Annotated in this window: 11 protein-coding genes and 1 tRNA gene; 5 read left to right on the top strand and 7 right to left on the bottom strand. The window is 66.8% G+C overall.

All coding sequences use genetic code 11. From position 1 onward, the window contains the following. Positions 1 to 222, bottom strand: a 222-nt coding sequence (locus YU1_RS29795) for a transposase (protein WP_035715561.1), incomplete at its 3' end; no start/stop codon positions are given. Between the two features lie 228 nt (positions 223 to 450). Further along, on the bottom strand, positions 451 to 2112 hold the full coding sequence (locus YU1_RS32075) for a sensor domain-containing diguanylate cyclase (RefSeq protein WP_029004912.1): 1662 nt from the start codon (positions 2110 to 2112) through the stop codon (positions 451 to 453). A gap of 109 nt (positions 2113 to 2221) precedes the next feature. Between YU1_RS32075 and YU1_RS0115890 the strand changes: the two genes are divergently transcribed. Further along, positions 2222 to 2938, top strand: a complete 717-nt coding sequence (locus tag YU1_RS0115890; protein WP_035715559.1) for a YggS family pyridoxal phosphate-dependent enzyme — start codon at positions 2222 to 2224, stop codon at positions 2936 to 2938. A 145-nt stretch (positions 2939 to 3083) separates the two neighbouring features. Then, positions 3084 to 3159, top strand: a tRNA-Glu gene (locus tag YU1_RS0115885). A 383-nt stretch (positions 3160 to 3542) separates the two neighbouring features. Here the strand turns inward: YU1_RS0115885 and YU1_RS0115880 are convergent. The 5 genes from YU1_RS0115880 to YU1_RS0115860 form a co-directional block, all read right to left on the bottom strand. After that, a complete protein-coding gene (locus YU1_RS0115880; protein ID WP_029004910.1) occupies positions 3543 to 4670 on the bottom strand; it encodes an autotransporter domain-containing protein in 1128 nt (375 codons plus the stop codon). A gap of 182 nt (positions 4671 to 4852) precedes the next feature. Beyond that, the gene (locus YU1_RS0115875) at positions 4853 to 5629 is read right to left on the bottom strand and encodes an aldolase/citrate lyase family protein (protein WP_029004909.1); all 777 of its coding nucleotides are present in this window, start codon (positions 5627 to 5629) and stop codon (positions 4853 to 4855) included. A 1-nt stretch (position 5630) separates the two neighbouring features. Continuing rightward, the gene (gene hpaH / locus YU1_RS0115870; protein WP_035715532.1) at positions 5631 to 6449 is read right to left on the bottom strand and encodes a 2-oxo-hept-4-ene-1,7-dioate hydratase; all 819 of its coding nucleotides are present in this window, start codon (positions 6447 to 6449) and stop codon (positions 5631 to 5633) included. Then, positions 6446 to 7300 (bottom strand): fumarylacetoacetate hydrolase family protein, encoded by an 855-nt coding sequence (locus YU1_RS0115865; protein ID WP_029004907.1) that lies wholly within the window; start codon positions 7298 to 7300, stop codon positions 6446 to 6448. The genes hpaH and YU1_RS0115865 overlap by 4 nt, the downstream gene beginning before the upstream one ends. Positions 7301 to 7349: 49 nt before the next feature. Further along, positions 7350 to 8585, bottom strand: a complete 1236-nt coding sequence (locus tag YU1_RS0115860) for a DUF3500 domain-containing protein (RefSeq protein WP_029004906.1) — start codon at positions 8583 to 8585, stop codon at positions 7350 to 7352. Positions 8586 to 8785: 200 nt separating this feature from the next. On the opposite strand from YU1_RS0115860, the gene YU1_RS0115855 reads away from it, so the two are divergent. The 3 genes from YU1_RS0115855 to hpaD all read left to right on the top strand — a co-directional run bounded on the left by YU1_RS0115855 (position 8786) and on the right by hpaD (position 11452). Further along, on the top strand, positions 8786 to 9433 hold the full coding sequence (locus tag YU1_RS0115855) for a GntR family transcriptional regulator (RefSeq protein ID WP_029004905.1): 648 nt from the start codon (positions 8786 to 8788) through the stop codon (positions 9431 to 9433). A gap of 45 nt (positions 9434 to 9478) precedes the next feature. Beyond that, positions 9479 to 10285 carry an IclR family transcriptional regulator gene (locus tag YU1_RS0115850; protein WP_029004904.1) on the top strand — a complete coding sequence of 269 codons (807 nt, stop codon included), beginning with the start codon at positions 9479 to 9481 and terminating at the stop codon, positions 10283 to 10285. A gap of 159 nt (positions 10286 to 10444) precedes the next feature. Further along, positions 10445 to 11452, top strand: a complete 1008-nt coding sequence (hpaD, locus tag YU1_RS0115845) for a 3,4-dihydroxyphenylacetate 2,3-dioxygenase (RefSeq protein WP_029004903.1) — start codon at positions 10445 to 10447, stop codon at positions 11450 to 11452. Positions 11453 to 11530: the final 78 nt, after the last annotated feature.

Genomic DNA, 11530 nt, shown 5'->3' with positions numbered 1-11530 from the left:
CCGGCTCCAGCGGCTGAAGCGACGGAAGACGGTGTTCCATTCTCCAAACAGCTCCGGCAGATCGCGCCAAGGCGAGCCGGTGCGCACGATCCACAGCACCGCCTCGATGAACATACGATTGTCCCGGCCCGAAGAGCCGCGCGTCCGCTCGTCGCCGATGATGTGCGGCGCTATCCGCGCCCACTGCTCATCCCCAAGCACCAGTCGATCAAGAACACCCATCGCTGCCTCATCAAAGGCAGCTTTGAATCACAGATCATTCAGCCCGGGAACCCCAAGAGTCCACACTACCTAGAGCGCGATCCGATCCGATTGAATCAACCTGATCGGTGAATCGCCCTCTAACACTTTGATGGAGAACGTTTTACCGTTCAAATGGCGATGCCATTCGAACGGAACGTGCTCTAAGCGCGACTGACCATCGGCAGGGCGAGAGGCCGAGGCGAGGCTTCAGTGAGCCGGCGGGCCCACGTGGGTCATCACCAGGTTCCGTCCCTTGCCCTTGGCCTCGTAGAGGGCGAGGTCGGCGGCGGCCAGCAGGCCGTCGGGCGATTGCCCGTTGCCTGGAACGGTCGATGCCACCCCGGCGCTGACCGTCAGCCGCCTGATGGCCACGCCGGGATGCACGATGCCGAGCGACATGACGAGCCGGCGGATGTCCTCCGCCACCTCCCGCGCCGCTTCGAGGTCTGCCCCCGGCAGCAGCACCACGAATTCCTCGCCGCCATAGCGGGCGACGAGATAGGGCGTGCCGGCCACCGCCGCCAGCATGATGCGCGCCACCGCCCGCAGCGCGTCGTCGCCCGCGAGGTGGCCGAGCGCGTCGTTGTACAGCTTGAAGCTGTCCACATCGATCATGATCACCCCGAGCGGGCGCGCGTCGTCACGGCTGCGCACCCAGTCCTCGGACAGCTGCACGTCGAAGGTGCGCCGGTTGGCGAGGCCGGTGAGGCCGTCGGTGCTGGCCAGGGCGGCCAGCCGGCCATTGAGCGTCTGCAGCGCCGAGGTCCGCTCGGTCAGCCGCAGGCCGAGGTCGGAGAAGGCCTTCACCAGGGGAGCGAACTCCTGCACGCCCACGTCCGCCAGCGCGTCCAGCTTCAGGCCGTAGTTTCCTCCGTCGCCCTCTCCCAGCGCGGAAATATCCGCCGCCAGCCGGCGGATCGGCTGCACCACGAGCCGATCGGCGACGTACCACGTCACCAGCAGCACCACGGCCAGCACCGAGAGATGGAGCACGATGGAGGAGAGGATCTCGCGGTCGATGGGGTCGAGAATGCTGGCGTCGTCCATGCCGACGACAAGACGGGCATCGGTACCCGCGAAACGCGCAAAGGCCACGTAGCGCAGCACGCCGTCGAGCCCGGGCACATGGACGTTGCCCTCGTCCCGCTCGGCGGTGGCCTGCACCAGCGGCGCGCCGGCGAAATTGCGTCCGACAATGTCGCCATTGTTGGGATAGCGCACCAGCACGGTGCCCTGGGCATCGATGACATCCACCGTCACCCCGGCCGCGGCGCCGGTCTCCGCGGCGATGCGCGACAGCCATTGCAGGTCGAGGCCGACGATCACCACCGCCACCGGCTCGCCATTGTCGCTCCGCTCGGCCTTGGAGAGCACGAGCGGCGCCAGAGCAGACGGGCCGCGGGCGAGATCGCTGAGCACCGGCTGATTGCTGGCCAGCGCCCGGGCCAGATAGGTCTTGTCGGAAATATCCATGCCCACCACGGAGCGGGAACTGGCACACAGGATGCGGCCTTCCGGGGTGGAGAAATACAGCCCCTGGATGCCCGCCACCTCGCCGTTCAGCCGTTCCGTCAGGCGCTGGCAGACGGCCGGCTCGCGCAGCAGCAACGCCGCCTCCCGGCTCAGCACCTCAAGCATCGCGGTGGCGGAGGCGAACGCTTCCTGCTGCGCCAGGGCGGCGCGCACGGCGATGTTGTGCAAGGTGTCCTCGGTATCGGCGATCCGCTCCGCCCGCTGGTTGAACAGGCTGACCAGCCGTTCCCCCGAGACCGGGATGGTGACGAGCAGAATCAGCAGCATCAGGCGCACGCGAATGCTGCTGCCGCGACGCCGGGCTTGCGGCGGATGAGCCTCGATCTGGTCAGCCATCCCCCGGAACGTCCCTTCTCCCGCCGCGGCGAAACGGTAGATACGGCTTTCTTTCTAGCCAATTCTCGGTGCAAAAGGGAGCGCAAGTGGAATGCATGTGGAGATGGGCATGACCCAGGTGGAGCACCCTTCGGCCCCCGCACCCGCGCCCGCTGGGGGCGCCGCCGCGCGGCTCGCCGATATCCGCGCCGCAATGGATCAGGCCTGCCGCGACGCCGCCCGCCCGGTGGGCGCCGCGACCCTCATCGCGGTCTCCAAGACCTTCGGGGCGGAGGAAATCTGGCCAATAATCGCCGCCGGCCAGCGGGTGTTCGGCGAGAACCGGGTGCAGGAGACGCGGGACAAGTGGCCTGGGTTGCGGCAACGGCAGGCGGGGCTGGAACTCCACCTCATCGGGCCCCTGCAATCCAACAAGGCTGCCGAGGCGGTGGAATTGTTCGACGTCATCCATACCGTGGACCGGCCGAAGATCGCCTATGCCCTGGCTGAGGAAATGACCCGCCAGGGCCGGCGCCTGCCGGTCTTCATCCAGGTGAACACCGGGGCCGAGCCGCAGAAGGCCGGCGTGCTGCCCGAGGCGGCGGACGCCTTCATCACCGAATGCCGTGACAAGGCCGGCCTCGATGTGCGCGGGCTGATGTGCATCCCGCCGGTGGAGGATGTTCCGGCGCCGCACTTCGCCTTGCTGGCCGAGATCGCCCGGCGCAACGGCCTGCCCGGGCTCTCCATGGGCATGAGCGCGGACTTCGAGGTGGCGATCCACCAGGGGGCAACCCATGTGCGCGTCGGCAGCGCCCTGTTCGGCACCCGCCCCCGCCCGGCCTGAACCCGGCCCTTCGGCGGGCGGGCCCGGCACCGGCGGCGCCTCGGCCTTGTCGGCCGCAAGCCCCAGTCCGCGATGCATGTGGATGGCCTGCGGAAGGGCTTGATGCATCGAGCTGTTGCGGATATGAAGAGCGCCTTCCGCGCACGCTCCCATCGTCTAGCGGTCTAGGACGTCGCCCTCTCACGGCGAAAACAGGGGTTCGATTCCCCTTGGGAGCGCCACTCGCGCTACGCGAGCTTGAGCTGCGGAATGTCTTGATGTGGCACGGTTTTGTTTGGTTGCGCGTGCATCTGCACGGCGCTGCGGCGTGGCGGGCGCGATCGCACGCCCCCTTTGGCCCTTGCAAGCGGCGCCTCGGCTGTGACGCCACCTAGCGAACGCGATGCGTCTTCCGGAAGGCGTCCCAGGGGGCGTTCACCCACGACCCCTGCCGCCTTGGCCGCCCTCCTCGCCCGGCCAAGCACGCGGCGACGGAAACGATGGCGGGCGGCACCCGCGACCGTGCGGTTGCCGCCCGTCTCCATGTGACGCGGACGATGCCGGACGCCAAAGCGGCCCTGGACGAGCTCGCCCATGACGTTGCTCGCCCGGCGGAGGCCGGTGGTCAAAATGTCATCGCCCAGATCGTCTTGAAGACCTGGTTGCGGACATTTCCATCGAACCCATCGTATCGGACGTAGTTGAAATTGAGGAATGTCGGCTTGTTCAAGCGAATGCCGAGCCCGAGCGACGAATAGATATAATCATTCTCGCCGGCATAGCTTGAATACGAATTCGGGAATTCGTGCTGGACGCCGACTTCCAATTGCGGAACCCACGCGCTGGTTCCGTAGGACGGGCGTTCGATGCGCACGGTCGCCAGCATCGAGCTGTAGTCGATCGTGATCCGATCGGAGATGGCGCCGAAGCTGTTCCTGCTCTCGTTCTGCGTCGAACGCTCGGCGACGATGCCGAGGCGCGGGTGCACCAGCCAGCCCGGCGTGATGACGCCGAAGTCCTTGTTGGAAAAGGTGCCGACGAAGTCCCCCTGCCAGTAGACCATCGAGGTGTTCGGATCGTTGCGGAGCGTTCCGAACGGCAAAGGGATATTGGTCTCCGCGTCGCCCCACAGCGCGACGATGCGGTTCGAGACGGCCCAGTTGTCGGAGATCTTGTAGAGCAGGTCGGCGCGGATCCCCCCCGAAGGCGCGTCAACGGAGCCATCGTTCTGCTTGAGGTTGGTATCCACCGTCTGCACCATGGCGCCGATGCCCCATGCGAGATTGCTGGTCGGCATGTTCAGATATTCGGCCGTCAGGGCCCCGATCGTCCCGGTCGAATACGTCAGGTTCTTCGAGGACCGGCTCGCATTCAGGCTGAGGTCGAAATAGAGCATCGAATGGCCGTCGGACAGGCCGATCAATGCCGAGATCGGGATCTGGTAGGTCGTCACGTTGTCACGGTATCCCGTGGTGATGCCCGTGGTCTCGCTCGCCACATAGTGCGCGAGCTCGTTGTTGATGCGGGTCTGCGTAACGCCGAACAGCTCGTTGCTGCTCCAGATGGTCAGCAAGCCGGCAGGACCGAAGGCGCGCTGGAAATTCACCGTGGCAATGGATTGCTCCCGGTGCCCCTCCGTATTCTGCTCGCTTCCCGCCGCCGCGGGCTCCTGAGCGGCCGGCTCGCCGGCGAAGGACGGCTCCGCAAACACTGCAGCGAGCAGGAGCCCTGCAAAAAGATTATTATATTTCATATATTTCCTCCCTCGAAGACGACGAGCCGCGATCCCCACCCGGCGGCTCGGCAAACGGACGCACGCCATCGTTCGAGCTGCATGCCGGAGCATGCCCGAGCGCCCCGGTTGCCCGGGTGATGTGCGTGATGGCGGCGAGGCGAAGGCGCGGTGCCTTCGCCGGTTTCAGGTCGGCGCGGGCCTCATGAGCCGGCGGCGCAGTATCTCCCTGCCAGCCCGCGCAACGCCGAGGCGAACAGCGTGACGTCGATGCCGACGCCCACGAAAGTCGCGCCGGCTTCCCTACAGGCTGCGATGAAGTCGGGATCCGTCGTCAGCACGCCCGGCGCCTTGCCTGCCGCCCGGATGCGGCGGATCGCGTCGAGCACGGCCTGCTGGACCGCGGGATGGCCCGGCCGGCCCAGATGGCCCATGTCGGCGGCGAGATCCGAGGGTCCGATGAACACCGCGTCCAGCCGCTCGACGGCAAGGATGTCGTCGAGCGCGGCGAGGCCGGCGCGGCTTTCCACCTGCACCATCAGGCAGATCTGGTCGTTCGCCGTGGCGAGATAATCCGGGATCGCGGCAAAGCGCGAGGCGCGTGCGAGCGCCGACCCCACGCCCCTGAAGCCGAGCGGCGGATAGAGGCTGGCCCTCAGCGCGTGCTCGGCCTGCGCTGCACTCTCGATCATCGGGATCAGCAGCGTCTGCGCCCCGATATCGAGCGCCTGCTTGATCTTCGCCGCATCGTCATCGGGCAGGCGGATCACCGCATCGCTGGCCGATCCCCGCACCGCCGCGACCTGCGCGGAGAGCGAGCGGATGTCGTTCGGTGCATGCTCGCCGTCGATCAGCAGCCAGTCGAAGCCTGCGGTCGCGGCGATCTCGGCCAGGTAGGGATCGGCGAGACCGACCCAGATGCCGTGCGTGACCTCCCCGCGGGCGAGGCGTTGCTTCAGGCGATTGACGGGTGCGGGCATGTCAATTCCCCGAAAAGCTGAGGGTCAGGCGGCCGAACGGGCCGAAATCGGCGTCGAAGCTGCTGCCGGGCGGGGCCTCGATGGGGCGGATGAAGCTGCCCGAGAGCACCACCCCGCCCGCGGCGATCCCCTGCCCGTAGTCGGCGAGCCGATGCACGAGCCACAGGATGCCGGTCACCGGGTCATCGAGAACGCCGGCGCCGAGGCCCGTCTCCTCGACCACGCCGTCGCGTTTCACGATGGCGCCGATCCAGCGCAGGTCGACGTCTCCCGGCGCATGGCGCTGCGGCCCGAGCACGATCCCGGCGTTCGCCGCATTGTCGGACACCGTGTCCTGGATCTTGCGGGTGACGCCCGTGTCGGGATCCGCGCGCAGGATGCGGGTGTCGAGGATCTCGAGCGCCGGGGCGATGTGCCCGGTGGCGGCGAGCACGTCGTTCCGCGTCACCTGCCTGCCGGCCAGCGGCGCCTTCATGATGAAGGCGATCTCGGCCTCGATCCGTGGCTGGATGAAGCGCCCGGCGGGAATGGTCGCGCCGCTCTCGAACGCCATGTCGGCGAGCAGGATGCCGGAGTCGGGAGTGGTGATGTTCAGGGCCTGCTGCATGGCGCGGGAGGTGAGGCCGATCTTCCAGCCGATCACGCCGAGCCCGGAGGCGCGCTTGCGCGCGACCAGGGCAGCCTGCACCGCATAGGCGTCGTCCAGCGTCATGCCCGGATGCTTCAGCGACAGCAGCCCGATCTGGCTGTTCGCACGCTCAGCCTGAAACAGGGCCTCGCCGGCCGCCTCGATGTCGCCCGGGGAAAGGGTGATGTTCATTCGTCCGCCACCCCGTTCGTCAGCGTGCCGATGCCCTCGCCCGTGACCTCCACCACGTCGCCCGGCTTGAGCCAGAGGGGCGGATCAAAGCGCGCGCCGGCGCCGGTGGGCGTGCCGGTGACGATGATGTCGCCGGGCACGAGCGTGGTGAAGGTGGAGATGTAGGCGATCTGCCGCGCCACAGGGAACAGCATCCGTCCCGTCCGGTCCGACTGGCGCAGTTCGCCGTTCACCCGTGTCTCGATCTTCACGTCGAGGATCTGCGCGGGATCGGTGAACGGCACGAGCCAGGGCCCGAGCGCGCCCGAGCGGTCCCAGTTCTTGCCCTGCGTCACGTTGAATTTCGCGTGCCGCACCCAGTCGCGGACGGTGCCCTCGTTGCAGAGCGTCAGCCCGGCGATATGGGACAGCGCCTCGGCTTCGCCGATGCGGCGGCCGCCCCTGCCGATCACGACGGCGATCTCGCCTTCATAGTCGAGCTGCGCGCTCTCCGGTGGACGGATCAGCGGCTGATCAGCCGCCACGAAGCTGCGCGCGAACCGCGGAAACAGCGACATGAAGGGCGGAGCCTCCTGGCCGTCCCTGTATTCAGCGTTGCGGTCCGGGAAGTTCACGCCGACGCAGATGATCTTCTCGGGGTCGGGCACCGGGATCGCCAGGACGAACTCGCCCGGCCCATGGCTCGGCGCCTGACCCTCGGCGGCGGCAAGAACCTCGGGGATCGCGTCGGCGGCGATCACGCTCCTCAGCGTCGCATGCTGCGGAAACATGGGCGAAAGGGCAAGGACGCCCCCGCCGACCGCCACGCCCCAGTACGCCTCGCCATTGGCGGTGAAGGAGACGAGGTTCATGCGATCCCCCGCAGCAGGTGGGGATCATCTCGCGTGACCGAAGACGCCATCAGCGGGCCCTTCCCGAATGATGGAGCGCGAGAAGCGCCTTGCCGTAGTCGTTGCCGTTCGGGATGCGGCTGATGACGTGGACATGGAATTTCGCGGGGTGGGAATTGCTCAACCACATGCCGCTGTGGTGGTCGAACTCCAGCATCACGACCGGAGACTGGATGTGGAAATAGAACGGATCGTCGTCGCCGTGCCCGCCGATCCAGCTCCAGTACGTGCGATCGAGGTGCTTCTCGATCAGCCGCATCCGGGCATGGCGGGGACCATCGGGCCAATGGACGTGAAAGGTTTCGCACAGATCGAGCAGAGCCTGCCGCTGTGCCCGGGAGAAGTCCGCGGCGGGCACGCCCTCGAGCGGGATGATCCGGTTGTCCTGGAAGGCACCGCCCAGATGGCGCTGGTCGGCGAAGTTGAAACGCCAGGCCGGCATCGCCGGGTCTTCCATCCGCTTGAAGATCGTCGCGCGCTCCTGCAGCTCGGGCGTGAGCGACTGCATCAAGGCGAGGCCCTGCGCCTCCTCGTCCTTGAACATGGCGTAGAACTCGCCGCTCTTGAGCACGATTTCATTTGGCTCGGTGCCCATGAAGGTCGGCGAAATCACCATCTGCCGGCCGAGCATGAAGACGTTGAAGCCGACGTGATGGCCGTAGATGTGCCACCCCCAGGGCTCGGCGAGCGAGGGCGTTCCGAAGACTTCGAAATGGTAGGACCACTGGTTCATGATGTTGGTGAGCCCGTAGAGCTCACCGAGGAAGAGGTTTGCCTTCATCAACTGGCGAATCTTCTGGAATCCGCGCGCCGATGTGCAGGAGGCCAGAACGTCCCAGAAACAGTCCCGCGACGCCTCGGACAGATTCTCCAGCCGAACACCTTCGGTATTGAAGACGAGCTCAGGGTTGTACCAGCCACGCCAGTTGCGGGAATCGACGGGCTTTCGCGCCGCGGCGCGCTCGGCCTCCGTCATGGTCGCGAGCATCGCCTCCATCGCCGAGACGGCGAGCCCGATGTCGAAGTCCTCGTCCGCCAGCTCGAACAATCCCGCTTCCGGGGTGCCGTCATGGGTAATGCCGCGGAAGGGTTCGTCCTGCAGCCTGTCCCATTGCGCCTTCAACGCGACCGCCTGGGGCGTGGCCAGGACGGGCTGCGAATAGGTGACGGGGTCGAGCCCATGCGATTTGCCGACCCTGTCGTAGCTTTCGGACAGGAGGTAGCTGCGATAGTTCGTCGAAGTCATGAACGCCTCTTCCTTCGGTCCGCATCAAGGACCGCGGGTTCGGCAGCGGGCAAGCGATACCCGGGAAATCTTCCATATTCCGGAAAAACCGGCAGTCACCGGCCAAACATGGACATGCAGCCTGAAAATATATTTTGACTGAAATATATATTTTATGGTTGAGTAATGGTCGCGGCTGGCCTCGCGCAGGGGGAGAGCGAATGGCGATCAGCAAAACCGCTGTCCTTTACAGCGACCTGAAAGAAGAGCTCCTGAACGGGGGATACGCCCCCGGCGCGAAGCTTGCGATCGATGCCCTGGCGCAGAATTTCGAAGTCAGCGCCAGCGCGGTGCGCGAGGTTCTGTCCCGCCTGACGTCGGAGCGTCTGGTCGACGCCATGCCGCAGCGGGGCTTCAGCGTTGCGCCGGTGTCACGGCACGATCTGATCGATTTGACCGAAGTGAGAATCGACATCGAGGCGCGTTGCCTGCGCCGATCCATCGCCCTGGGGGATTTCGACTGGGAGGCGCGGATTCTCGCGACATGGCATCGCCTGTCGCGTACCGGCGCCACCCCCGAAGGACGGGCCCATCCCGACTGGCCGCGCCTGCACGCGCAGTTTCACGATGACCTGGTGTCGGCTTGCGACAGCCTGTGGTGGCTGCGCCTGCGGGACCAGCTCTACGTCCAGGCGGAGCGTTACCGGCGCATGCTGCTGCCGCGGGTCCGTTTCGAGCGCGACATCGAGATCGAGCATCGCGAGATCATGAATTTGGTGCTGGCGCGCAATGCCGACGCTGCCTGTGAGGCCCTGAGCGCGCATTTGCAGCTCACGACCCGCCTCCTTCTGGATTCCGAGTTCGTCTGAGAAAAGCAGCCAGCCGAAAAGGCGGCGCAAACTGGAGGAAGCACAATGAGGCAGCAGGAAGCGACCGCCGCTCCGCTGGGAACCGTCACCGGAACGCAGTGTATCCGGCGATCCTTCGCCATCATGCGGCTGCTGGCGGGCGGCGATCACGAAGGCGAGAAGCTCGTCGACATCGCCGGCGCGCTGAAGCTGCCGCATCCGACGGCGCACCGCATCCTCAAGGCGATGGAGCAGGAGGGCATCGTCGAGCGCGCATATGGCTCGCAGCGCTACCGCTTGAGCTCCGAGGCGGCCTGGCTGGGCGTTGCCCCCTTCAATCGCTGTCCGATCACCCGCATCGCCGTGCCCATGCTCGAAGATCTGGCGCGGACCACGGGGGATTCGGTGTTCCTGTCGGTGCCCTCGCACAACGACTCGGTCTATGCCGAGCGCCGCTTCGGCTCCTGGCCGATCCAGGCCCGTGGCGTGCATGTCGGGGCGCGCCGCCCGCTCGGGGTCAGCATCGGCGGGCGGGTCATGCTTGCCTACATGAGCGAGGCGCGGATCAATGCGGTGCTCGGCGAGAATGCGGAGCGGTTCGCCGGTTGGGGGTGCACCGAGGATCTGGTGCGGCGCGGGATCCAGACGGCGCGGGCGAAGGGCCATCTGGTCGAGGACAGCCTAGTCGGGGCCGGGCGCCGCGTGGTGGCGGTGCCGGTGCGCGACGTCGGCGGACGGGCGATCGGCGCGATCAGCATCATCGCCCCCGCCGCGCGGCTGAGAAGCGAGCGGCTCGCCCGCATCCTGCCCGGCCTGTGCGAGAGCGCGCGCTGCGTCGGCGCGTCGCTGTTCGAGCAGCGCCTGGCCTCCTGATCGGGGTGCCGCAGCCAGGTGCCGCAAGGGTTTCCGGGATGTGAACAGAAACCGTCCCTGCGCTTGTTTCCTCCCGCTCCGGCGGCGGATGGTCGCCGCATGGGGCCTCGCGACGGCTCCGCCGCGACGCCTTCTGCCGTCGCCCGAGAGGAGGAAAAGATGCATATCCCGGACCCGGTCCTGAAGCCGCCCTTCAACGTCACCCGCTCCAGCCATGTGGTGCTGAGCGTGACCGACCTCGATGCCAGCCGTGCCTTCTATACCGACCTGGTGGGCCTCGTGGTGAGCGATGCCGACAGCGAGGCGGTCTGGCTGCGCGGCCGCGAGGAGAGCGCGCACCACAGCCTCGTCCTGCGCAAGGGCCGGACGCCGAACTGCCGGCGCCTCGGCTTCCGCGTGCTCACCGACGACGACATCCTCAAGGCAAAGGATCATTTCGACAGCATCGGCGTGGCGTCCCAGATCGTCGATGAGCCCTACCAGGGCAAGACGCTGCACTTTCGCGACGCGATCGGCATGCCGGTGGAGCTCACGGCGTCGATGCCGCTACGCGAGCGTATGTTCATGGCCTATGACGCCTATCGCGGTGCTGCGGCCCAACGCATCGACCATTGGCAGATCCAGGCCCAGAACGTGCGCCGCGCCTTCGAATTCTGGCATCCGCTCGGCTTCCGCACCTCGGAATACACCTATTCCGATGCGGCCGACGGGTCTGTGGACCTCTGGGGCGTGTGGATGCAACGCAAGGGCAATCCGCACGACCAGGTCTTCACCAACGGGCCGGGGCCGCGCCTGCACCATTTCGCCTATCTGCTGCGTGATGGAAACGACCTGCTCCACGCTTGCGACGTGGCCGGCGCGCTCGGCCTCGGGCGCAGGCTCGAACGCGGCCCCGGACGGCACGGCATCTCGGGCGCGATGTTCGTCTATTTCCGCGATCCCGATGGACACCGGATCGAGCTGTTCAACACCCACTACCAGCATATCGACCTCGAGCCGCCGGTCGCCTGGAATCTCAGCAACCCGCGCCGCGCTGACCAATGGGGCATGCCCGCCCGCGCCAAGTGGTTCAACGAGGCGACCGTCTTCGAAGGCGCCGAGCCCACCGCGCCGGACCTGTCGGTCGATGCTCCGACACTGGAAAAATTCCTCGAGGCCACCGGCTGAGAGGCAAGCGGCCGCCCTCCGCATGGTCGCGAACCATGCGGAGGGCGGTGCGGTTGTGCTCGAAAGCCGACCGGAAGG

Source organism: Azorhizobium doebereinerae UFLA1-100, from assembly GCF_000473085.1.
Taxonomy (GTDB): domain Bacteria; phylum Pseudomonadota; class Alphaproteobacteria; order Rhizobiales; family Xanthobacteraceae; genus Azorhizobium; species Azorhizobium doebereinerae.
Note: the sequence above shows the minus strand (reverse complement) of the source record. Positions and strands in the feature narration are given on the sequence as shown.